Here is an 894-nt window from a genome sequence, read left to right as displayed (position 1 = left end):
GCAAGTCGCGCATTTTGATGGAGCGTGACGGCACGATCACACTCGAAGGTGTCAAGCTGATCATCAATAAAGAAGAAAGAATGACTGTCAAAGCAAGGAAGATCGAGCTGAATTAAGGAGCTGCCAGCCATGATGAAGCTTATGACAGATGAGTGGGTTGCTGCCGAAATTGAAAATAAGACCATTCTTAATGCCAAGAGAGAAGAATTTTGAGACATTCTTGATGTAATCCGTGCGCGCGATATCAGCGAAATCGACATTCCGCATTCCGATCGGCTTGATAATATACGGAGTCTTCTGGGTAAAACAGGAGATAAATTGAATGACAAAGAAACATTAAACGTAATTGTTGAAGCATCGGCGCTTCTCGAACAAATCGCCCCCGGAGCCTCTGAGTTTTGTGGGACGGTCATCCCGCTGGCCATGAGAGACCTGACTGTTTTTGCGAGAAGCAAGTTTTTTCAGACTAACGTTATTCCGATCTATAATTTGACGAGAATGGACTAAGAATGGCCAGTCCAGGTGCAAATCCTGATATTACTGTCGATGAGGGGCACTTACAGAACAATTGCTCCTATTTTGCGCATGTCGAGAGCCATCTATACCAATATGTCGCGTTGTTTCGACTGATTAAGGAGCTTGCCGAAAGCGAAAAAGCCAGAGAAGAGTTTTGGCAGGGCTTCATGGGCAGCTCTTTCGGCCATCTCATTCGATGGGATGTCCTAAATGGCGCTGCAAAAACTGCTCGGAAAGACGCAAAAATTTATGCCGAACGCGCCAAAAATGGTTCATTTGAAGATTGGGTCAATCAATTTGGACATGACTGGTTTGGTTATCCGGTCCCATGGGCACAAGACGGTAATGCGAAAGCATACAATGAACGCTGGGCACGTG

The 894-nt window shown here is 45.6% G+C and carries 1 protein-coding gene; it reads left to right on the top strand.

Annotated elements, in window-relative coordinates; genetic code table 11:
* Positions 1-509: 509 nt before the first annotated feature.
* The coding region (locus tag J1C48_RS18745; protein ID WP_207259520.1) for a hypothetical protein at positions 510-894 on the top strand (385 nt) is incomplete at its 3' end.

It is taken from the genome of Jiella flava, from assembly GCF_017349315.1.
GTDB lineage: Bacteria > Pseudomonadota > Alphaproteobacteria > Rhizobiales > Rhizobiaceae > Jiella > Jiella flava.
The sequence above is the reverse complement of the archived record's forward strand: the minus strand, read 5'-3'. Positions and strand labels throughout refer to the sequence as shown.